This window comes from Pseudomonas sp. GW456-L12 (assembly GCF_059424045.1).
The window spans coordinates 35,777-56,129 of sequence record NZ_JBWKZA010000003.1 but is presented as its reverse complement, the minus strand read 5'-3'; the positions used below and the strand labels follow the sequence as shown (position 1 = coordinate 56,129).

24 protein-coding genes are annotated in these 20,353 nt (G+C 58.4%); 3 read left to right on the top strand and 21 right to left on the bottom strand.

The genetic code is table 11. The annotated features are described in order from the left end of the window. Positions 1 to 54: 54 nt before the first annotated feature. Together AC07Y9_RS04995 and AC07Y9_RS04990 are read right to left on the bottom strand one after the other, a co-directional pair. Positions 55 to 960 (bottom strand): ArdC family protein, encoded by a 906-nt coding sequence (locus AC07Y9_RS04995; protein WP_102680970.1) that lies wholly within the window; start codon positions 958 to 960, stop codon positions 55 to 57. 130 nt (positions 961 to 1,090) lie between these two features. Then, entirely contained in the window at positions 1,091 to 1,420 is a 330-nt protein-coding gene (locus AC07Y9_RS04990; protein ID WP_102680969.1) for a hypothetical protein, read from the bottom strand. A gap of 450 nt (positions 1,421 to 1,870) precedes the next feature. Between AC07Y9_RS04990 and AC07Y9_RS04985 the strand changes: the two genes are divergently transcribed. After that, positions 1,871 to 2,278 carry a DUF3742 family protein gene (locus tag AC07Y9_RS04985; protein WP_087092592.1) on the top strand — a complete coding sequence of 136 codons (408 nt, stop codon included), beginning with the start codon at positions 1,871 to 1,873 and terminating at the stop codon, positions 2,276 to 2,278. Here the strand turns inward: AC07Y9_RS04985 and AC07Y9_RS04980 are convergent. The 5 genes from AC07Y9_RS04980 to AC07Y9_RS04960 all read right to left on the bottom strand — a co-directional run bounded on the left by AC07Y9_RS04980 (position 2,271) and on the right by AC07Y9_RS04960 (position 6,839). Next, the gene (locus AC07Y9_RS04980) at positions 2,271 to 3,809 is read right to left on the bottom strand and encodes a conjugal transfer protein TraG N-terminal domain-containing protein (RefSeq protein ID WP_102680968.1); all 1,539 of its coding nucleotides are present in this window, start codon (positions 3,807 to 3,809) and stop codon (positions 2,271 to 2,273) included. The genes AC07Y9_RS04985 and AC07Y9_RS04980 overlap by 8 nt on opposite strands. Positions 3,810 to 3,819: 10 nt before the next feature. After that, positions 3,820 to 4,128, bottom strand: a complete 309-nt coding sequence (locus AC07Y9_RS04975) for a hypothetical protein (RefSeq protein ID WP_102680967.1) — start codon at positions 4,126 to 4,128, stop codon at positions 3,820 to 3,822. A gap of 3 nt (positions 4,129 to 4,131) precedes the next feature. Then, positions 4,132 to 5,514 carry an integrating conjugative element protein gene (locus AC07Y9_RS04970; RefSeq protein WP_102680966.1) on the bottom strand — a complete coding sequence of 461 codons (1,383 nt, stop codon included), beginning with the start codon at positions 5,512 to 5,514 and terminating at the stop codon, positions 4,132 to 4,134. Further along, the gene (locus AC07Y9_RS04965; RefSeq protein WP_102680965.1) at positions 5,511 to 6,467 is read right to left on the bottom strand and encodes a TIGR03756 family integrating conjugative element protein; all 957 of its coding nucleotides are present in this window, start codon (positions 6,465 to 6,467) and stop codon (positions 5,511 to 5,513) included. Before AC07Y9_RS04965 ends, AC07Y9_RS04970 begins: the two co-directional genes overlap by 4 nt. Positions 6,468 to 6,584: 117 nt before the next feature. Next, a complete protein-coding gene (locus AC07Y9_RS04960; protein WP_102680964.1) occupies positions 6,585 to 6,839 on the bottom strand; it encodes a helix-turn-helix domain-containing protein in 255 nt (84 codons plus the stop codon). Between the two features lie 169 nt (positions 6,840 to 7,008). Here AC07Y9_RS04960 and AC07Y9_RS04955 point away from each other — a divergent pair, with 169 nt between their 5' ends. Beyond that, the gene (locus AC07Y9_RS04955; protein ID WP_087092598.1) at positions 7,009 to 7,266 is read left to right on the top strand and encodes a LasR-specific antiactivator QslA; all 258 of its coding nucleotides are present in this window, start codon (positions 7,009 to 7,011) and stop codon (positions 7,264 to 7,266) included. 41 nt (positions 7,267 to 7,307) lie between these two features. Here the strand turns inward: AC07Y9_RS04955 and AC07Y9_RS04950 are convergent, their stop codons facing one another. Genes AC07Y9_RS04950 through AC07Y9_RS04910 form a run of 9 tightly spaced genes read right to left on the bottom strand, consistent with a single transcriptional unit; the run spans position 7,308 to position 14,760 of the window. Next, complete coding sequence (locus tag AC07Y9_RS04950; RefSeq protein WP_087092599.1) at positions 7,308 to 10,046, bottom strand: conjugative transfer ATPase; 2,739 nt, start codon at positions 10,044 to 10,046, stop codon at positions 7,308 to 7,310. Then, positions 10,046 to 10,462: a TIGR03751 family conjugal transfer lipoprotein gene (locus AC07Y9_RS04945; RefSeq protein ID WP_087092600.1), complete on the bottom strand. Its 417-nt coding sequence runs from the start codon at positions 10,460 to 10,462 to the stop codon at positions 10,046 to 10,048. Before AC07Y9_RS04945 ends, AC07Y9_RS04950 begins: the two co-directional genes overlap by 1 nt. After that, complete coding sequence (locus tag AC07Y9_RS04940) at positions 10,425 to 11,942, bottom strand: TIGR03752 family integrating conjugative element protein (protein ID WP_102680963.1); 1,518 nt, start codon at positions 11,940 to 11,942, stop codon at positions 10,425 to 10,427. Before AC07Y9_RS04940 ends, AC07Y9_RS04945 begins: the two co-directional genes overlap by 38 nt. Continuing rightward, on the bottom strand, positions 11,932 to 12,744 hold the full coding sequence (locus AC07Y9_RS04935; RefSeq protein ID WP_102680962.1) for a TIGR03749 family integrating conjugative element protein: 813 nt from the start codon (positions 12,742 to 12,744) through the stop codon (positions 11,932 to 11,934). Before AC07Y9_RS04935 ends, AC07Y9_RS04940 begins: the two co-directional genes overlap by 11 nt. Beyond that, on the bottom strand, positions 12,741 to 13,382 hold the full coding sequence (locus AC07Y9_RS04930) for a PFL_4703 family integrating conjugative element protein (protein WP_016978885.1): 642 nt from the start codon (positions 13,380 to 13,382) through the stop codon (positions 12,741 to 12,743). The genes AC07Y9_RS04935 and AC07Y9_RS04930 overlap by 4 nt, the downstream gene beginning before the upstream one ends. Next, a complete protein-coding gene (locus AC07Y9_RS04925; protein WP_102680961.1) occupies positions 13,379 to 13,792 on the bottom strand; it encodes a TIGR03750 family conjugal transfer protein in 414 nt (137 codons plus the stop codon). Before AC07Y9_RS04925 ends, AC07Y9_RS04930 begins: the two co-directional genes overlap by 4 nt. Positions 13,793 to 13,799: 7 nt before the next feature. Next, on the bottom strand, positions 13,800 to 14,171 hold the full coding sequence (locus AC07Y9_RS04920; protein WP_087092604.1) for a TIGR03745 family integrating conjugative element membrane protein: 372 nt from the start codon (positions 14,169 to 14,171) through the stop codon (positions 13,800 to 13,802). Positions 14,172 to 14,188: 17 nt separating this feature from the next. Continuing rightward, the gene (locus AC07Y9_RS04915) at positions 14,189 to 14,428 is read right to left on the bottom strand and encodes a TIGR03758 family integrating conjugative element protein (protein WP_087092605.1); all 240 of its coding nucleotides are present in this window, start codon (positions 14,426 to 14,428) and stop codon (positions 14,189 to 14,191) included. After that, positions 14,425 to 14,760: an integrative conjugative element protein, RAQPRD family gene (locus tag AC07Y9_RS04910; RefSeq protein WP_102680960.1), complete on the bottom strand. Its 336-nt coding sequence runs from the start codon at positions 14,758 to 14,760 to the stop codon at positions 14,425 to 14,427. The genes AC07Y9_RS04915 and AC07Y9_RS04910 overlap by 4 nt, the downstream gene beginning before the upstream one ends. Positions 14,761 to 15,016: 256 nt before the next feature. Here AC07Y9_RS04910 and AC07Y9_RS04905 point away from each other — a divergent pair, with 256 nt between their 5' ends. Beyond that, the gene (locus AC07Y9_RS04905) at positions 15,017 to 15,385 is read left to right on the top strand and encodes a histone-like nucleoid-structuring protein, MvaT/MvaU family (protein ID WP_087092607.1); all 369 of its coding nucleotides are present in this window, start codon (positions 15,017 to 15,019) and stop codon (positions 15,383 to 15,385) included. A gap of 267 nt (positions 15,386 to 15,652) precedes the next feature. On the opposite strand, the gene AC07Y9_RS04900 is transcribed toward AC07Y9_RS04905, so the two are convergent. The 5 genes from AC07Y9_RS04900 to AC07Y9_RS04880 all read right to left on the bottom strand — a co-directional run bounded on the left by AC07Y9_RS04900 (position 15,653) and on the right by AC07Y9_RS04880 (position 20,345). Beyond that, a complete protein-coding gene (locus tag AC07Y9_RS04900; protein WP_087092608.1) occupies positions 15,653 to 16,384 on the bottom strand; it encodes a TIGR03747 family integrating conjugative element membrane protein in 732 nt (243 codons plus the stop codon). Between the two features lie 87 nt (positions 16,385 to 16,471). Further along, positions 16,472 to 18,577 (bottom strand): type IV conjugative transfer system coupling protein TraD, encoded by a 2,106-nt coding sequence (traD, locus tag AC07Y9_RS04895; protein WP_102680959.1) that lies wholly within the window; start codon positions 18,575 to 18,577, stop codon positions 16,472 to 16,474. 9 nt (positions 18,578 to 18,586) lie between these two features. Beyond that, positions 18,587 to 19,102: an integrating conjugative element protein gene (locus AC07Y9_RS04890; protein ID WP_087092610.1), complete on the bottom strand. Its 516-nt coding sequence runs from the start codon at positions 19,100 to 19,102 to the stop codon at positions 18,587 to 18,589. Beyond that, positions 19,099 to 19,644, bottom strand: a complete 546-nt coding sequence (locus AC07Y9_RS04885) for a lysozyme family protein (protein WP_087092611.1) — start codon at positions 19,642 to 19,644, stop codon at positions 19,099 to 19,101. Before AC07Y9_RS04885 ends, AC07Y9_RS04890 begins: the two co-directional genes overlap by 4 nt. Beyond that, the gene (locus AC07Y9_RS04880; RefSeq protein ID WP_102680958.1) at positions 19,626 to 20,345 is read right to left on the bottom strand and encodes a TIGR03759 family integrating conjugative element protein; all 720 of its coding nucleotides are present in this window, start codon (positions 20,343 to 20,345) and stop codon (positions 19,626 to 19,628) included. The genes AC07Y9_RS04885 and AC07Y9_RS04880 overlap by 19 nt, the downstream gene beginning before the upstream one ends. Between the last annotated feature and the right edge of the window lie 8 nt (positions 20,346 to 20,353).

The following is a 20,353-nucleotide window of genomic DNA, read 5'->3' as shown; positions in this document are numbered from 1 at the left end:
TCAAACTCCATCGCTCATGCATCGTGAGTCATCCATTATCATCTGCTTCAGTTGCTACTCCAGGTAGAGCACATACTCCGAGGCGTTTCGGGCGTGACCACTGGCACGGAAGATCGCGCGTTTGTCTGCCTTGAGCAGGCCGAGCCAGGAGTCGATGTAGCCCTCGTGGCGCAACTCTCCCTGAATGCCGGCGTAAGCACATAAAAACGCAGCGCCCATTTCGGCAATCAACTCCTCGAACGCATAGCCTGGCGAGCCGAACGGACACGAGGACGTCACGCCTTCGCGCTGCAACCGAGTGTGATGCCCGGTCCAGTGCGTCAGCTCGTGCAGTGCGGTGGCGTAGTACCCACTTTCATCGTGAAATTGCGCTTTTGTCGGCAATTGGATGAGATCCCTGGTCGGATGGTAAAAGGCTTCGTCTGCAGATCGATGAACGATGTGTGCACCCGAACTTAACAGCAGATTTTCCGCAGCGCTGTTGGCCTGGAAGGGATCACTCGGTTCCGTCTTGAGCAGGGTTTCATCGAGCATTTCGAGTCCCTCTGTTTGCTCGATGTTGAACAGAAAATGCGTCTTGAGAATACCGAAGTGAGCGACCTTGGGCTGGCCGTTTTCATCGAGTACGGGTTGGCCTGACTCGGTCTGCTCCTCGCGCTCCATCGGCTTGTAGAGCACCGCCAGGGTGCTGTGCTCACCCTTATGGATGTGCCCGCCAGCTTTTTTGGCTTGGTTGAAGGTCAGCCAACGATCTTGTGTGAACCCCTGCAACCTGGCCTCGGCCCAGAGCAGCGGTAAATTGATGCCTGAATACGGACGTCGCGTGATGGCGTTGATGGGGTAGGGTTGATGGCCGATGTCAGCGGAGCCACTTGAGGACCAGGGTTTGATCCAGGGAGCAACGCCTTGGTCTAACGCGGTAACGATCTTGTCAGTCACGTCTTGGTAGATATCGCGCATGGCATTTTCCTCGAGAGAAAACGGAGGAACGCCTTGCCCGTCGGGGAGGGTTCCCCGGTTGGGTGATGGGCTGGATTGATGCAGGTCTTGCATGCCGTCCGAATGTGGAGGTGGGCGCCGCTGATGGCGCTTAGCGCTGGTGTTCTCCTGCTAGCGCTATCAGCAAGGCGTCAGGCTGACCCGGTTCTTGGAGTAGGCTCAGACTCAATTGCAGCAACGGGGCGTGGTCTAAGTGATCGGTTGGTTCAATGTGGATTACCTCGAACAGCACGTAGGGCTTGTGTGGATAGGCCAAGTGGGCTTCGAAGGCTGCGCGCAATACGTGGCTCAACCGATCGACCTGCAGCTTCTCAGCGTGATCGGATTGCTCGAGCAGTACTGCGCGTTGCCACGCGCCAGGGGTGAACACGATGGGTAACCGAAGGGTGTTCAGTGCTTCCAGTGTCAGTGAGTCGGGCATGGTATGTCTCCGTTGAAAACGCGAAGAAACCTGTCCCGTGCGGGGAAAGATTTCCCCGCAGTGGGTTGAAGTCAAAAGGGCTTACCTCACGAGCAGAGCTCGAAAGGCGCTCAGGAGAGCAGTAGGCGTTCATCACCGTAGATACGGTCACCGTGCGAGCCACCGAACGCTAATCGCACTTGGGCATAGCCATCACCGCAGTGATGTAGCCTGAAGGCTCTGGCTACCTGGGAATGTGCTGTCGATAACAGCGATCCGTACCTTGTATTTAGCCGGACGATTTATCTGGGTCAATCACTGTAGAGACGCTGTTTCACGGGGCTTTTCTTCTGGCTTCCAATGAGGAATTTTCGACCGGGGAAACTGATAAGCGGTCAGGCATGGGCCGTTTTCAGTAGTAGGCTATTACTCTTGGCTCAACCATGAAAACGCTCAGAAGAGGGCGAGACCGTGCCGACTCAGCAACCTGTTCAGAGTTCATGCGCCTACCGTTGGGCGTACGCCTGCGGTATGTCGGTGAAGCGTGGTTACCGTAGTTTGAAAACGTTTGAATCCCACGTGGTTGAGCGTGCGGAGATGACAGGTATGCCCGCAGGTAAATTACTCGTTCGCGGGAGTTTTCTGATTGCCAAACTGGCAATGATCGGAGGGCTGCTCTTTATCGGTTTCTGGCTCGTCGCTTCTGTTGTGGTGGTGATCGCTGTGATTGCCCTTCTGCAGTCCAAGGCTGTCATCGACACGGATTTTGAAGAGGGCAATCCAGGTCCTGACTACCTTGGGGCTAACTCCTATCTTGGCAACTACGATGACAATGGCCATTACATAGGTCATTTCAAATCATCTGATGACGTCAGATAAGCTTCTTCGTAGCACCCATCAACTGATCCGTTCCTTTGCCCGCTGCACCATGCGCGGCTTTGCTTGCACCACCTAGCATCCCCTCAAGGCTGTTGCCGATCGAGTAGCCAGCCCAGCTCATGGCGACCAAAAACAGTCCAGGCAGCACCAAGAACATCGCCCCCATCACATACTCGATCACCTGCGCGGTGACCGTCCCATCCATAAGCCCGGATGTGGGCAGCGACAACAGCACCTGATTGGACGCCGAAACCTGGTTGTACAAGGTGTCGAGCATGCTGGAGTCGACCCAGCGAGCCAGTTCCCACCAGAAGCTCAGCATATGTAAGGTGAACAGCGTGAACGTCACCGTCATGACGGTCTTCAACTGGTAGGTACTGACCAACAGGATCAGCGGCAAGCTGATGATGACGCCCATGATCAGGAAGGCCTGCACCATTGGCAGAGCGGCGCGTAGTGCATTTATTGCCGGGAAGTTGCTGAAGGAACCGAGGGCCAACCCGGTATTGGTGGCCAGGTTATTGAGCCCCTGATTGATCGAACCGCCACGAGCGCTGGAGCCGTAGTCCTGATACACCTGTCCGGGCGACATGGACATCGATTGCTGGCGTGGGCTGATCAGTTCGCGCAAGGTGGCATCCTCGATCTCGTTGCTCGAACGCCCAGTCAACCAACCTTTCAGCTGAGTCAGCAGCGAAGGATCGACCTGCTCGATCAAGCGCTCGCGTAGCCCGACTCCACTGTCGCTCCACCACTGCTTGCAGGTGGGGTAGCCCGCGCCATTCTCCAGCCGCGGCAAGGAAACATCGCGGTTGTCATCATACGGCCAGCTGACTCTCGGTGTGTGTGTGCGATCCGTATCGTAGTAGCCCGGTGTGTCGAGAAAATAGCTTGAGCCGATCCAGGAGGCGTCGTGACTTTGTACCTTGTCCAACTGCGGACGGTTGGTGAATAGCCGAGAGCGGGAATGGCCGTAGCAGTCGCGAGTGAAGTCGGCAACTTCCTGCAGTAGTACCTGGCTGTCGATACGCGAACTGTCGATCTCCATGCGCATTTGTCGGATATCCGGTGCGCAAGGGATGGAGGCGGTGGCCGCCGCGGTTACCCCTTTGCTCAAGGCATGCACCAGAAACCACCAGATCGGTACGTTGGCGGAGCGTTCGCTGATGGTATTGAAGGTCGTCCCCCAGGCGGTTTCCGCTGGCTTGGCCACACTCACGCCGCAGCGCTGACTCGCCGCATCATCGAACGCCATTGACGAGAGGCTCAACGGAAAGACCGGTGCGCAGCCGAACAATACGACGATGTAGGCCAGCCACAACCGGTTCTCGATCCGTGGCACCGAGAACAATCCCTTGTTTCCCTCATCCGCGCCTTGCTGACGGGCCGACAGCCATTCCTGGAGGATAATCGCGCCGAAGGGCGCGGCAAACAGCCCGGTGTCGGACAGGACGCTCCAGAGTCCGTTGTTAATGATCCAGGCCAGCAGGGAGAGGTAAAATTCCAGGTAGCTGTTGGTGCTCAGGAGCATGGTGGTGACCTCACAGTCGGGTGAGTTCGACGTAGGTAAAGAGCACGAGCCCTAATGTCCCGATGCGTTTCACGCGCAGTCGATCCTGTGGTCGATGTTGGTAGCACCGAAGCAGATCCCTCCAGAGCGCAAAGAGAGCGCCGTAGAGCAGGACGCGCCACCACCGCAGATAGGGCCGTGCGGATTCGAACGACTGCTGCCAGGCATCGAGGCCGCCCAGCACAGTGCTGCCGAGCCAGGCGACCAGTGCGGCGGCGAGGGTCATCACTGCGGCAATCCCCAGACTCGCAAGCAAAGTGAATAGCGGTGAGCGTTTCATGGCTCACTTACGTCTGGCGTCAGCATCATTGAGTCGACCGGGCTCGGGGTCGCCTTGCTCGACGGTGCGCGAAGCATCGGCACCACCGGCATGCCGGTCGAGCACCAGGCTGGCGGTATTGGTGGCCAGCATCTGCCGGGCCTGCAGTTCGGTCTGCAGCAGGCGTATTTCGCGCTCCAGAGCGTCGATGTTTTTCGTCAAGGCCGTCTGTGCCGGTTCGGCGGAGGCGATGTTGGGTTCGTGACTGCCCGCCAGCAGAGTGCGCAGTAGCAGCAACGCTTTGTCCAGCACACTGGACAAGGCCGTCTCACTGGCCAAGCGCCGTGCCAACAGATCCTGGTCGGGGTCGTCACGCAGGGCTTCGATCACACCACGGGTCACCGGCAACATTGGGCTGGAGGTTTTAGCCAGATTGTCAGAAGTAGGCCGCAGCGAGCCGGACAACAACTCTTGCAGTGCTTTGAGATGTTCGCTGTAGGCCTCCTGGATCAGTGGCGTCAGTCCGCTGCCAGCTGTCGCACGCAGGGTTTCGCAGGTGTCGCAGATCGCGACTTCGCTCTCGCCTAACACGCGAACGGCCCATTCGGATTCCTCATGGGGCGAGGTCCAGGTTTGGCAAATGGCCCCACCCAAGCAGTCGCTACTACTGACTGATGTAATGTCATCCACTGACCGGTTATGCAGCAGGTTATAGCCCGCGCGCACCACGTCGGCGGTCACTCGAATGGGTGTCTGCCCACTACCTCCAGCCTTCTGGCCGCCGACCCAGGACACCCCATTGTTGCCGTTATGGATCTCGGTATTTTTCACCGCCGCTACCGCATCACCGCCGGTTTGCTCCAGATTGCCCTGCATTTCTTGGTTCTTCGCCAGCGCGCCCCAACCGGCTTGACCGACCTTGTCCGCCATCTTTTCGGCCATGGCCTGGCAGGTCAGCTTGGAGCGGTCGAAGTCAATACGACCTTGCAGCACTCCGTTACTCAGCAACTCATAAAGACCGGGGTTGGCGCGCTGGATGATCAATGCTGGCAGCGACATCACTGCTTGGGTCGCGTTTTGCACAATGCTGCCCATGATCTGCTGGAAACCTTCGGTGACGCCGTTCAGTTGGTTTTGCAGGGTGTTGGTGAGGCTCATGTTTCCGCACATCATGTTCGCTCGCCAGGACACGCCGACACCGAGACCACTGGGTCGGTAGAGCGAACTCGGTGAGCCGACTGCCGAGCCGCCACCAATGGTGTACATCACTCGGTCATCGAGTACTTCGCCTTGAGTGCCCAGGCGGTAATCGCCCTCGGCGGCGTGGGCATGCGTGGCCATGGCGAGCAGCCCGTAGAGCAATAGACTTACCAGACCAAACCATGATTGCGCACGAAGCCGACTCATGACGCACCGCCTTCGAAGTCGATGCTGAACAGGAAGGTCTGTCCCTTACGTTTGCAGCAGCTATAGGGACGCCACAGCGACCAGGCGTAGCCGCCATCCGCGCTCTGTACCGGATCGCAGGGGAAGAGGGCGCACGTGGGCTGCACCTGGGGGTAGAGCAACTGCCACTTGTGGGTTGAGGCATCGTTTTCAACGATCGGGCCAGGCGGCCAGTAGCCGTCGCGTTTGGCGGGCGTGAGTGGTAAGTACACATGCGGCTGCCAGTTTCGGGTAATCACATCGCCGGCCCGTTGCGCCATGACTGCGGCCGCTTTGAAATCGTCGGGCTGTACCAGAAAGCCCTGCCGGGGATAAACGTTGCCCCATATGTTTCCAGAAGCCTGACGTCCGATTTCACGGATCCCCGGCATGAGCGATTCGGGGTAAAGACTTTCCGGAATGCCATGGCGCCAGGCTAGTGAGTCCAGGGTACTCAGGTAGTAGGGCATGAACGCAGTTGCACCGCTGGCGCAGGCATAGCCGGATTTCGAAGCCAGTTGCGTTGCGGCCCAACCACCGGGGTGGCCGATACCGTCGACGTTCTTGAAACGGGGTAGGCTGTCGCGGCGGGTGTTCAGGGTGATCAGGTTGCCGCCACCTTCTGCACCGCTGATGGGGGAAGAGAGGGTGGCCATCTCGGTCCATGGGTTATTGCCGGTGGTGGCGTAGCTCGAGACCACGAGTTCGGGAATGAAATGACGAACTTTGGTCGAGGTTTTGACTGTGCAGCCGAAGGGCGTGCAGAGGAGCCAGAAACAAATACCGACGATCCTGTATGCGAGACAATTTGGAGAAAGCACAGAAGACGTGATGCTGCCGGTATCCAGCGCCAAGCTTGGCCCGCACGCCAGCAGGATGCTCAGCGTCAAAGGTCGTAGCTTCTGGGGTGCAATTGACGGGCATACGACAGGCATGATCCAGGCTCTTTGAACTGATGGCCTGGACAGGATCAATGACGTAAGAGGGGGTGTCGGTGATAAAGCCGAACGTGGTGTTGTCGGTTTACAAGGGTTTACAGGACGATGAAATGGCTACTCGATGTCCAGCACACGGCGAAGGGCGTCAGGTTCGATGAGTAGCTGATTCGCCGTGATCCCGAAAATATTGGCGAGTTTGCACAGGACCAATAGCGACGGGTTGCCTACCCCTCGTTCGATTTGACTGACGTAGGTACGATCCACCTCGGCCATGAGCGCCAACTGCTCTTGGGTAAGGTTCTTCACGCGCCGTATCAAGCGGATGTTCTCCGCCAATTGCAGGCGAAGCTGTTCGTAGTCTTGAGTCATGCGCGCAAATTGCGCTTTGAGGGACTCTCAATCCACGGGATATAGTCTACATTGGTAGTGATCTAGGCCATTTGATGTTCATGCCTGTTATCGAGCATTCATTTGGTGTCGTTAAGATTTTCGAGGCTGGACTCTGCGTCTAACAATAAATCAGAAATCTAGGGTATGTATGGACGAAAACTACATTTCAATTCCTGCGGCGGATGGTTGCCCAAGTCTTCTGACACCTTGGGGCAACGAATTTGCCCCGATGATCGAACGTGGCGTGCAATGCGCCCAGGCTTGGCTTGATACGCCCGGCGAGATTCCTCTGTGGTGGGAGCTGGCGCAAACCCGCAAGACTTTTCCTGTTGGTGACTGCCAAGATGCTTTTGAAGCCGGATTCCTGTTGAGGATTCAGCAGCGGCTTCGAGGTGCAGCGCGATAACCTGTCGCTCGCTTTAGAGCGCGAGACCTGAATAGATTTCCCTATGCAGGTTCTATTCCTCGCACTCTATCGATCCGTTCAGCTACCCGGTAAGCCGCTTCCAACTCTGAGCAACCGTTCTCCTGCATCAGTGTCCAGCGCTCGGCTTTTTCCTCGGGTTCCGTCATGGCTAGGGCGAGATAGAGACTGGGCGGCACGGCCCTAAACAGCGTCTCGAGCTTCTTCGATAGCACGACCCCTTCGGTGTATTTACCGGGTTCCTTGCTGGCGGACAGCAACAGGGCTTTCTGCGCCGGTGAAAGTTTCTTGAAGCGAGCGATTTCTTCAATTTCCGCAGGCGGCATGTTCAAACAAATCCACCATTCGATCATGTTGAGCATGGTCTGCGCAGCCGTGGGGAAGTCGGCAAGGTTTTGCGTCGCCAGCCAGAACCAGGCGCCGAGCTTGCGCCACATCTTTGTGCCCTTGACCACGAATGGCGCCAGCAGCGGGTTTTTGGTGATGATATGGCCTTCGTCGGTGACCATGATGATTGGCCTCCCCAGGTACTGGTCGCGTTCGGCGAGGTTGTTCACGGTGTTTATCAGGCTGATGTAGCTGATAGACATCTGTGCCTCGTAGCCTTCGCGAGCGTAAGTGGCGAGATCGACAATGGTCACATCGCTCTCGGGCCAAGGCGTACCCTCGCGATCGAACAGTTCGCCCTCGAAACCCTGGCTAAACAAGTCGATGGACTCGCCCATTTCCTGGGCACGCTCACGACGCTTCTCTGGCAAGTGCGGGTCGGCGGCGACGCGCAGCAAGGCGTCGCGCACGTCGCGGGTCAGCACCTGACGGCCCGCCGTGACGCAGGTCTGCGCCGCATCCAGGATGCACTCGCGGATCAAGCTGCGATCGGCTCGACTCAGGCGGGCTTCTTCCTTGGCCTCGCCGCCGGTGATCATCAGTCGGGCAGTGATTTCTAGTTCACCGAGAACATCGCGCTGGTCTCCGCGATTGGCTACAGCCTCATCGTCCAGCTCATCAATCGACAGACTCGCCACTTGATCCGGTTGCTCGACCAGGCGCCAGGCATCGGCGAACGGGGCGAGACTGACCGAGGCGCCAGGTTTCAATTGGACCTTTTTGACCGACAGGCCCTGTGTCGCGAAGTAGTCGCCTTGCAAGCCGAATGAGTTACCGGCTTCGACGATAAACAGGCGAGGGCGGTACACGGCCATGACCTGCATCAGCAGGGTGACCAGGGTCGCCGACTTGCCGGCACCGGTCGGGCCGAACAACAGCAGATGACCGTTCATGGCCCGGTCCAGGCGTGACAATGGGTCGAAGCTCAATGGCGAGCCGCCACGATTGAACAAGGTTATGCCCGGATGTCCCGTGCCGGTACTGCGGCCCCAGACCGGAACCAGATTCGCCAGATGCTGGGCGAACATCAGTCGCGTGTACCAGTTGCGCGTGTCGCGGGCCGGGTCGTAAGCCATCGGCAACCAACGCAGGTAACTGTTGCAGGCAGCGACTTCATCGCCTTCGCGTACCGGTTGCAGCCCCGCGCCCAACAGCGCGTTGGCCAGGCTGACCGATCGCTGGTGCAGTTGCTGTTCATCGTGACCGCGCATGTAAAACGCCAGGGTGCCGCGGTACAGCTTGTGCTGGCGGCCGATGATCGCGCGAGCCTCTTCGACATCCTGACGGGTCTGGGTCGAGGCCAGGTTTTCACCGATGGCTTTGCGCGCCAGGCGGTTCAATTGATCCTCAAGTACATCCTGCGGTTTGACCACCAAGGTCAGACTCATCACCGTACTTTCGGGTAACTGGTCGAACAGGGCATTCACCGCGTCGCCCTTGCGGGTTTCTCCGGTGAGTTGGCCAATCAAGGGCGCCCGGCGCAGTTTGTCCACCACCATCACCCGGTGGGGTTGATCGTCAAAAAACCAGAGTCCGCGCTGCACATCCGAACGCGGTTCGTTGAAGAACAACCGCTCGGCAAAGTCATGATCGAAGGGCAGTTCCAGCGACTCATTATCGCCCGACTCCGGATAGGCCACGTGGCGGTAGAACTCCTCGGGCGCTTCATCGGTGAGCCTGGGTGCCGGATTGAACCAGGGCAATAACCAGGCATACAGACCTCGGCCATCGACTCGTGCCGATTGCACCCCGCAAGCTTGCAACGAAGCCGCGACCCGCTCGCAAGCCTGATGCAAGGATTGCACCGGTGTGAGCCCTGTCTCATCAGCGTCAGACTCAAGCCAGCGATAGACCACCAGGCGCACCCGTCGGTTATTGCCACGCCAGGGAAGGCGGGTAACCACCTTATCCTCAAACAGACCGCCGGGCTTGGCGATAGCCTTTAGATGGCGGCGAGTAAGCTCCAGGTACGCTTGGGTGAAAGCCGTGCCTCGTGCGCTGTCTCGAATATAGCCAGTGAGCCGGTCCAGGTAGGGGTAGAAATTGTTGTCGTCCTGGCAGAAAAACTGCGCCACCCAAGGCGCTTGATCCAGCTCGTCAAAGCTATCCTGCAGGGCATCCTCAAGGGCATCGCGGGCCGCCATCAACCAATCGGGTTCGCGCCCTTCAGTGCCGATGGGCAGCAACTCGAATACCGCACCCACCGAGCGATTGTCGTCGAGCAGAAAACACTGCTCGGTGTCGAGGTACTCGACCCACGGTAGGTGATCGGTGAAGCTGGGGTTGTGCGCGTACAGTGCGGCTTCATCGGCCAAGGTGGCGCGAGGGCGTAACGGGTTGCGCCAGGCTTTCCACGCAGGAGCGCCGGTTCGCATCACAAGTCTTCCTGCCGTTCACCCGGAAATGCGTACTGCACACGTTGATAGAACGGAAAGACGGTCGAGTAACCCGGGATCGGTGCCTGTTCGGTGCCACTCAAATGCGGATACACGTACAGCACCAGATCGGGATTGGGCAGGCGCGGGAACAAATTGTGGATCTCGTTCGTCGTTGTGCGCGTGTACGGTTCTTGGAGAGAGGCGGAGAAATCTGCCTGGGCCAGCGGACGGCGTAACTGCTGCCGAGCATCCAGCAGTTGCTGCTGAGTGCCTTGCGAACCGGTACCGTTCCAGATGTCCAGCATGGTTTGCTCGCCATGGGGCAAAAGCGTCTCCTTGTCGGTGGAACACCCCATCAGGACCCAGCAGAGCAAGCTAATCCAGGTCAGGCAGAGAAGCATGGTCTTTTTCATGGCGAACGCTCCGGCCCTTGGGCTCGTAGTCGATGGTGATCTCATGGTCGAGGTGCAGTGCGACTTGGGCGGCAGGTGGCACGTACACGGCAGCAAAGGCCTCGCCATACAGTTTGTTGACCCACTCGCGGATGTCGCTGACCCCACCACTGAGGATTGAGTTCAGTGCGCTGTTGCCCGTGCTACTGGTGACCCCGAGTGTACTGCCGCCCGAACTGATCACGCTGCTGTTGTTCTGCTCATCGCCGAGCAGAGCGGCGACGCCCGCACCCGCCGCGGTGATCAGGCTCTGGCTGCCGAGGTACTGCTGGGCATTCGAGCGGCGCTCGCCGGCAATGCAAGGAATGCCATACGGATCGGACAAGTAGCCGAGTCCACCGCGGATCTTGTCGGTGTTTGAGCTCTGGGTGGTGGAGGCATTGCGGCTGGCTATCGCCTTCGGCTGAGGTACCGTGCGGATGGTGCCATCGGTAAACACAAAGGTGATCGACTCGACTTGCCCGCGCACGCAGGACAGGGTCCAGTCACCGGACGCTGTGCCGCTCATTACGGCCCCGGCTACGTCTGGCAGGTCGATGCCGTTGGCGGTCAGGTTCTCCGGACCGACCAGCACCTTGAAGGGATAGGGATCATTCACTGTGCCGTCCACCGGGACTCGGCCGATCAGCGCAGTCATGGCGACTGAGCCCATCAGCGTGGCGTTTTCAGGGATGGTGTAGATCGGCTTCGCACCTTCGGTACGATCAGCGGATCGTGTCAGGTCACGCTCACCCTGGGTGACGGTACGCAGCTGTTTCTGGCTGCGATCAATGGCGTTATTTTTTGCGCCTTCCAGTGAGTTGAAGGCGGTCGGCAGACTCAGTACGGAGGAGGTCTTTGGTTTGCCTCGGGAGCCGGTGGATGGAGCATCCGAGGGTTCAATCCACTGCAGCGCATCATTGGCAGAGTGCCGCCCTTCGAACTGGGTACTGTCGCCCGGCTCAAGCCCCAATCCGATCGGCATATCCTTGCCTTTGCTGGTTAGCCCCGACAACTGCTCCTGTAACTGTGTCAGTAGACCGTGAGCCTGGCGACTGTCTTGTTCTGCTTTGAGCCGGGCCTCGTTGGCTTGTCGGCGGCCTTCGTCAACCTGCTGGGTCACGCTGCCAAGCGCCGTCTGGATACGCGAATCGACGCTGTTTTCCCGTTCGTGCAGGCGGTTGTTCTCCGCCTGCAGTGAATCGTTGTGTTTCTTCAACCCGAGCATGTCGCTGCGCATGGCCTTCACCTGGCCGACCAGGGTGGCGACCGTGTCGCGCGGGGTATCGCCAGCAATGCCAAGCGACTTGGCTTGCTCGGCGGATAACTGAAGGTTGTCCTGATCAACCGGGTTCGCTGGAGAAGGAGCGCTACCACCCGCGACCCAGCTTTTCAGGATGATCACCACCACGGCCAGCAGCGCAGCCGGTACCAGCCATTTGAGCAAGGCGTTAGCCTTCATCGTCAGCACCTCGCGTAATGGGCGGGAGCAGCATGGCGTGTTCGAGGCCGGCACCGCGGGTGACGAGGTAGGCAATTGTGGTGTCTTCAGCGCTGCCGATAGGCCCGAGGAAAGCATGCTGGAAGGCCGCGGCGAACAGCTTGGCCTGAAGCCGGCGCGGATCGAGTTGCACCGTCTCTAAACCACGATTGCGCAACTTCACCGCCGTCACCCAGTAATCACCGAGTCGCCAGGCGGCGATGGGTGTGCTGGACACGTTTTCGGTGGGCAGCAGGGTTGGCAGTTCGGTGCGCGGCTTGAGCGGGACGCGGCGTACACCGGGCAGGGACTCCATGGTGCGCAGCGGCGCGTACAGACTTTGCGCGGCGTAGCGGGTCAATGCGACTGGGATTGGTGTACGATCTGGAGCCGGGACGGTGCTAGATTCCTTCTCGGCAGACTGAACCTGAACATTTTTAACAATACGCACGGGCTCCAGCGGTTGATCACCAGGCGTGGAAGCAATATCCAGCAGGATGATCTCGCCCGTCGCGACCGATTGCAGTTGCAGTCGGGTCGGGGCAATGGCTTCCGACGCGCGCAGGTACAGCGTGCCGCCAGTTGATTGTACGCGCAGCTTACCTGTCAGGGTTGAGGGCATGCCGACTCGAACATTTTCATCGACAAAGACCACCCGTTCCTGATTGATTACCAGCGGAACCGCGAGGGGTAGGCGTTCCCAGTGCATAAGCTCGACGGCCTGCGCTGCAGCTCCCCATAGCATCAGTGCGACGGTGAGTCCCAGGGTAGAAATCCGCTTCATGGCTCACCTCCAGGCAGGGAGATTTTTTGCGGTGTGCCCTGATAACAATCCAGCGCCAGCCCCCACTTATTGCGCTCGGGATCCAGGTCAAAACGCACAACGCGCAATGGATAACGCACCACCACCCGTTTCACCGGTTCGGCGGCGTAATATTCATCGGCATTAAGGTCGAGCTTGACCAGCCAGCTGTCGCGATCGAGTTGCTTCACTCTGAGTTCCGGATCTTCGCTGTAACCTCGACCCAGAATTTCGTAGACGCCACGCACCCGCTGGCGCAGTTCGCCGGCAGCCTTGCGGTACTCGTAGTCGCCGTCGAGGAAGGCCTTGCAGGCGGGTGTTAGGTAGGACTGCAAGCCATAAATAGCGCGGCGATAATCCTGCTCGCCATCCGATGGCCAGCGGTTGAGCTGACCAAAGATGTACAGGGCAAAGGCATACACATTTTCTGAGGGAATATCCCACCATTTACGTGTGCTGCCCGAGCGCAGATCCGGTGGGACATGCACGGTCAGATCGGTCGGTGCCGAGCGCCAACCGTACCAGAGCCCGGCACAGACCAGGGCAAGGATCATTACCGCCAGACGCAGGCTGAAGATATGCGCCTGTTGGGCGTCCACCTTGTTCCGAAAACGACTCATGGTTGCCACCGGGACAGGGCAGGGCGCAGTCGATGCGAACGGCGAACCGTCCAGGCACCAGAGTGAAGGATCAAACTGCCGCGACCCAGGCGCCAACGCATGGCGAGCATCCATTCGAGCCTGCGGTACAACCAGGTCTCGGGACGGGCCCGTTTGGCCCGGCGCAGTAGAGAGCCACCGACCAACACCACCACCGTCATGCCTGCGATCATGCCGGTCGGCGCCACCGCAATGGAGGCGGTGGCAATCGCCAGGGGAACACCTAGCACCAGGCCGATGACTGCGCCAGTGCCAAGCGCTACCCACATCTCATCATTGGTCAACCCGCGCAATACGGCGGGATCACGATTGAGTCGCTCCGGCAGAAAGACCAAGGTGCCGTCGGCAAGGCGTTCGATAGCGTCGTTCATATCGACCTCACAGAATTGCGGCAGCCTTGGTCAGGAACCAGATAATGATCACCACCAGCAGGGCGCCGATTCCGACCACCGCGCCAAGGTCTTTCCAGGTCTTGCGTTGGTTCTGCACATCGGCATAGACGGTCAGGGAATGCCAGGCCACCCCTAAAAAAGCGAGCAGGGCGATCAGCAAGCCGAGCAGGATGCCGCCGTCGTAGGCGTAGTTTTTGATCGTCTCGATCAACCCAGAACCTTCACCGCGTGAGGGAGCTTCCATGGTCGGGAGTTCGGCAAGAGCCAGGCTTGGACCGAGTACCAACAGCAGACCGATCAGGCGCTGGCTTGCACGATCACGCAGGTTATTTTTCAGGGGGGCAAGGCACTTGAGCATGACGGTGATCTCCGGTGTTAAGACAGGGTGAAGAACAGCAAAACCAGCAAGGTGAGCAGCACGCGCGCGGCGCTGCCGCCAAAGGCTCCAAAGCGCACACTGCCGGTGGCCCAACCCCGGTAAACCGCCCACATCACCCAGGCGCACCAAAGCAAAGCCAGAACGAGAACCAGGGATAGCCAGAGTGTCGAACTGCTCTGCGGTGAGAAACCGGATGCGTTTTGGAACGCTGAGGTTTGGGCGTCAGTCATGCTCATGGCGAAGGCTCCGCGGGCGAAGTGTCGAGGAGGTAATCACCGACCAGTTCACTGGGATCGCGGGGTTGAGCGCGGGAAGGGGACAGGTAACCCTGTACTCCGTGGCGGATGCGCTGAATGTCCTGGGTCAGTCGTGGATAGTCGAAGCGATAGCGCTCGACTGATTCAGCCGTGCTGGCTGTCTCAGCTCGCGCCGTAAGACGGTCGATAGTGTCGAGCTGTTGGATGACCAGGCTAAGTTGGTCTTGCTCATAGAGCGATGAGGCAAAGGTGCTGCCGTGAACGATGGTTAGTAAAAGAAGTAAAAAACAGCGAAAGGCAGTAGTCGACATGTTATTGGCCCATGAGGAGATGGAGCCAGAGTCATGGGAGAGATTGAATTATTCAGTAGTAAACGCGAGATGGGATCTATCGTTTTTGGGGGCACGTGAACCAGCCCTCCTGTCCTTTTAATAATGCAATGTGCTACTCATCAGACAATGAGTCGATTTGCCCACTGTTTAAAGGGAGTATGGATGACGAAGAGCGAATCATCGCTTAATATAGAAACGTACATTCCTCATCTCCTTAACCTGAAGGAAGCTTCACATGTCTCGTTTGGCTGAATTTCGTAAGCTTGAGCAACAACTGGCTGAACAGCTCGCAGAGCTCGAGTCGATGAAAAGCGACTCCGGTTTGAAAAAAGAAATGGAATTTGAGAGCAAACTACGGGCGTTGCTTAGTGAGTACGGCTTCAGTCTGAAGAACATCATTAGCATCCTGGATCCACAGGCTAATCGTGTCTCGAAACCAATAGCTGCACCTGTAAAGGTGGCCCGTAAAGCTCGCGAAGTGAAAATTTACAAAAATCCAAACACTGGTGAGCTGGTCGAAACCAAGGGCGGCAACCATCGCCAACTGAAAGAATGGAAAGCCGAGTTTGGTGCAGATGTTGTTGAGTCGTGGCGCGCTCAGTAAGATCGGTTTTGATGAAAGGGCCTGCAAGGGCCCTTTTTGTTGGTGAAAGTTCTGAATACAAACCTTGACCCATTCACGTACCTGTTTAATTGGTGGTCAGGTCCTTGAGTCCCTTAAGTCTGGGAAGCCTACATTTCATATGACTTCCTAACTCATAGTGGAAACCGAGAAAGGCCTCTGGCGGTTTAATCCTCACTTGCGTGGTATGTCAGTTGTAGGTCTCTGGATAACTATTGGGATATGTAAAAGAAAAATGCTTTTCCCGAGTCAGAGATATTTCTTGAATGTAGTGGCCGTGATTTTCGTGGTGATACCGAGCATCACAGCACAAGGCAAAAATACGGCCATTGGATTGAGCGAAAAGGGCAGGGACAGGTAAATGACCCAAGGCACGATCAGCATTGGAATCACTGCTCGTTTGGCGCGGTGATAGACGAAGCTACTTTCTCGTCCTGCCCCGAATTTACGTAGGTCACGGCGGACCAGTCCATCGACAAAACCAGTGAACATGGCCAACAAAAATAGTGGTGTGGCCAGAACCAAAATGGTCAGGCGCACCACGAAGGTAAAGGTCACATACACTGCCGCCAGCACGAAATTCTCAATGCTCACGTAGAGCTGATTGGTCCAGCTCCAGAAGCTGTTGCCCTGGCTCGACACTCGCGCCTGCTGGGTAAAATCCGCAAAGCCAGTCTTGACCAGCAACCACTGATTGAGGAAATCCAGCCACTGGACAATCGTTGGACCAGGCTGTTGGAGGATGAGTGAAGATTTGAAGTGCTCGCTGAGCCAGCCTAACTCACTGGTTAGCATGGCCTGACTATGTTGCGAACCCTGATCACCCCAGAACAGAAGCAGGCCCGCGAACTCGATCAGGATCGAGAACAGCAACGAGGCGATCAGCAAACCGATAATGCGCAGGACCAGACTGATCGCCGAGATGATCAATCCCGGACGCTGGATCGGTTGTGGAGGCGTGTTCTGGGCGGAGGTCACCATCGTTCACTCCATTGTGTGCTGCAGAGTTGATGTGACTACGCCTTCTGGATCGTTTTCTGCTGAGTCGAAACCTAGGTCAGGGTAGAGCTACCCCACCTGATCCAGATCGAAGTTAATTGTTGGACCACCACCGCTGGCGCTCCACCATTGCCCCGCCTGTGCGTTGTAGGTCGCCCGCATTCGCTGAGCGAGCTCCTGGAGGTCCTTGGGCATGGCGTCGTCGTTGGAGGGTTTTGGTAAGGGCATGCGGACTTTCCAGAGCTGGCCACCGGCCTGGAAGGAAAACATTTGTCCCTTGGGCAAACTGACGATGTGAGCAGGCTCGATCAGCGGCACACTGGTGCTGCTGACACGGTCCTGTGAGGACGAGGTGAAGTCCGTGTTGGCCTCAGGATCGGAGGTGTCGGTGGCACCCGACACCAGGGTCTTGGTCAGCACGTTGACCTTGGGCAACTGTTGAGTAAGCAGCTCTGCGGTGGCAGTTTCGCGCACCCGCAGCATTTGCAGGGTGTTGAAATTGCCGATCACCTGACCGGCCTTGGCGCGGTTGCCGATACGTGCTTCGATATCGCTGAGGGTCTGGGTGTAGGCGGTTACCTGGATACCAGCGCCGCCGCCCTTGTTGATCAGTGGAATGAACTCATCACCCATCAACTCATTGAACTCATCGGCGTGCAGGTTGATCGGCAGCTTGTCACTGCGGCTGCCCGATGCGGGCAGGCCATGGTCAATACCATGTTTATAGATGTGGCCCGCGACCGAGACCAAGTCGGCGAACATGGAGTTGCCTACAGCGGCGGCCACCTCAGCGTCGGTCAGCGCATCCAGACCGACGTAGACGATGCCGCGCTTACGGATGATCTGCATCCAGTCGAAGATTGGCCGCGGGTCATCTAAATCGGTGTAGTTGGGGGCCAGTAACTGGGCAGTTTTGCCAGTGGTGAGTTTCTCCAGCAGCGGCAGTAGCGAGGCAACGATTTTGTCGAAGTAAGTACGGTCATACCGCACCGCTGAACGCAGTCCGTCCATTACCGGATCAAATACCCGCTTCACTGCCAGGTACTGCTCGATCGCCACCACGCGCTTTTCGCGTCCCACCATATGCCGGGGAATGTTCTTCTCGGTGAGCTTACCTTCAAGTTGGACGATCACTTCCCAGGCTTTCGGATCGGTCTTGGCGAAAAACTGCTGGGCGTATTCGATGAACAGTGCGTCGATGTTGACCACATGTCGTTGGATCTGCAGATAGTCCGGACGCCGGCCTAACTCGATCAAGGCACGGGCGATGATGTTGACGAAGCGCCAGGCAAACTCACGGAAGGCCGCCGAGTTGCCCTCACCACTGAGCTGCCCTGCGATGCGTGACGCCACCTCCGAAATACGTCCGAAACGTCCCACGGCGTTGTAGCGAGCGGAGATCTCCGGCCAGCCGAGATGGAAGACATAAAACTCTTTCTCCCTACCGGCGCGTTTGGCTTCGACGTACATGCGCTTGAGCAGGTCGGCATCGCCCTTCGGGTCGAAGACGATGACCACCTCATGTTCGACGCGATGAATGTCCTGGGTGATGTACACCTCGGCGAGCCGCGTCTTACCGACACGGGTCGTGCCCAGCACCAGGGTGTGTCCGACCCGTTCGCCCAGCGGCAGACTGACCTCCGTTTCGTCGGGCTCGACTCCATGCAACAGAGGCGAGCCACCGACCGGGGGCAAAGGCCGCAATGGATTGAAGGCACTGTCCCAGGCAGTGACACGGGCCAGTGTCGAGAACGGAAACGGTGCATGTTCCAGACGCCATTCGAGTCCACGTGCCAGGCGGTAACGGGTCGGTTGGTCGACATAGTGAGCGACAGCCGGATCCTGGGCCTCGACCAAGCGCTGGGTGTGCAGTCGGGTCCAGCGAAAGCCTCGCCCCATGAACAGCCACTTGCGGCTGACCGGAATCTGCCGACTGGTCAGCTCGTAGCGGGGCAGCCGGTGGATATTGCGCCGATAACGCAGCACCTCCCAGGCTTGTCGCAGGCGGATCAGGCCGAATAGGGTATAGGCCAGCGCTGCAACCAGACCGATCTCGGGTGACAGGGCCACAGCCCAGGGCGAGTACACGCACAACACCGCAGCGGCGATGCAGATCGCTACGGTGTATAACTCCACTGCTGGCCGGAGCTTGGATTCCATCGCATGCTCGGCCATAACCTGGGCTCACTGCTCCAGTGAAGTGGCAGTGATCAAAACGGGGTAGTGCTCAATCTGCAGGCGAGTGGCGATGTCGTTGCCATTGACCGGCAGGATGGTGATGCCCGGAGCGGCTGCTCGAATCCGGGTCAGGGCTTCAGTATTGGCCACTTCGACGGCGAGGCCAGCCGCGCCCATTTCCTGCAGTTCAGCTGCGCGTTGACGCAGCCAAGTCAGCGACTGGGGATCGTCACCGACCAGAAAAAATGGCCGCAAGCCCGGCATGTTCAGGGCGCGGGGCGTGATTTGGCCGGGGCTCAAATGAGAGCTGCGGACGGGCAGTATCCAGGCTTCATCGGCAAACATGGGCAGGTCCGCATGCATGGCCCGATCAGGCTGGGTCCTGTTGTTTATTGGCGGCCAGGAAACTTGAAAATGGGGGCGGGTGAAGTCGCTAGGCTGATCCTCTGCAACGGTCAGTTCCGACTGGGCGAAAGCTGCCAAGAGCAGGGTGAAATAACATGCAATGGGGATTCGCTTCATGGTGTGCCCTGTTCGAAGGAAACCAGCAGCCGTGCAAGTTGCCGGGAAAAACCTGCGCGGTAACGCGCGGCCGACACTCCTCCCGCCGGGCGGTGATAGCGTCCGGCCGCCGATACCCAATCACCGGTGGTGGCATGATGCTTCTGCAACAGCGCGGCCGTAACGGCGAGATTTTGGTAGGGGTCGAGGGCATCGCAGGGACTGGAAAAACGTTGTCCGTGGTAACCCAGGTTGGTTTGCCCGAGACCGACATCGACCCGCCTGGCGTCATGTTGAGCGAGCGCCTGAAGCAAGGCGTGACAGGCGGCCTGGCGAGTGGCGAAACGGTAGGGGGTTCCGGCGATGTTCAGGGTCCAAGGCCAGGGCAGCAGTCGACCACGGACGCGGATACCACTCTCCTGCAGGGCAATCGCGAACAGCACCGTAGACGGGATGTCGGCGTCATGCGCTGCCAGTTGGTAGGCAGGAGGCGGAAGTTCGTCAGCCTGGACGACGAATATCGTCAGCATGAGCGCAATACCACTCAGTCGAGGCGTTGCCATTGTCCACTCACCTGTTGAAATGTGACAGGCAATGGCCCCGGAGCACCCAGGCTGAACCAGCGACCACGGTCATGGTTCAGGGTGATCTGCCGGCGTTGAACCTTGGCCGGATCGATGTCTGCTTGCCGAGCCCAGCTACGGACGCGTTCATCCTCGCCTTGGCTGCCCACCAAGTAGATATCGAACACCGTGTCGCTGCTTTGCAGACGCTGCACTTCGGCGGTGCACGCCGGACAATGGTCCTCCACAAACAGGGCTTGGCGCGACGCGACCTCTGAGCTGGTAAGGGGCGAGGATGCCATGCCCTGGATCGGCAGCAGCCCGGGGAAAAGCTTGGCCCAGGCCGCGGTGTAAGCGTTTTGGTAGGCCAACTCGCGCTCAGCGCGTTTGGCTTCCAGCGCTACCTGTAATTCGGCATAGCGCTGGCGCTGTTGGTCGGTCTCGGCCTCGACTCCGAGTGCGGTCAACGGATCGAGATTCGGACTCCAGAAACCGCGTGGGCCGGCTTGGATCTGTTTGAAGCGCGTCCACTCCTGCTCCGTCAGCCCCCAGCTCGCCGCCTGTTCAGAGTGAGAGTGCCCCAGGGGAGCGACCTGCGTGTCGTGGTTCCGTGACTGTGTCGTGGCGGGATTGCCCATCGCAGCGCCCATGGCCAGTAGCGAAACCAGACAGACGACGTTGGGCAGTAGCGCTCTGTTCATGATCGCTT